The following is a 365-nucleotide window of genomic DNA, read 5'->3' on the forward strand; positions in this document are numbered from 1 at the left end:
TGATCCTCCTCGGGGAGGCGGCCGGCGGCCTCGTGGTCGTCGTCCTGCTCGCCGCCGGGATCATCGGCGGCGGCGCGGTCGTCAAGCGCGCGGGGCGCCGCGCCTTCGGCGCCCTCACCCGCACCCTCCAGCAGCCGCCCACCGCCGGGGCCCCCGAGACGGAGCGCGCCGAGGGCAACGGCTTCCTCATGCTCGCGGGGCTGCTCCTCATGATCCCCGGGCTGCTCTCGGACGCCGCCGGTCTCGTCCTCCTCGTCCCCGGCATCCGCGGCGCGCTCTCGCGCCGCGTCGAGCGGGCGATGCGGCGCAGGCTGGACGCGGCGACGGGCGGCGCCTTCGACGCCGCCTACACCCGGGCCGGCGCC

Annotated in this window: 1 protein-coding gene; it reads left to right on the plus strand. The window is 78.9% G+C overall.

Annotated elements, in window-relative coordinates; genetic code table 11:
* Positions 1-365 (plus strand): FxsA family protein (locus SSBG_RS25920; RefSeq protein WP_106429380.1); only part of this gene is annotated, 365 nt, incomplete at both ends.

Origin of the sequence: Streptomyces sp. SPB074, assembly GCF_000154905.1 — a bacterium.
Taxonomy (GTDB): Bacteria; Actinomycetota; Actinomycetes; order Streptomycetales; family Streptomycetaceae; genus Streptomyces.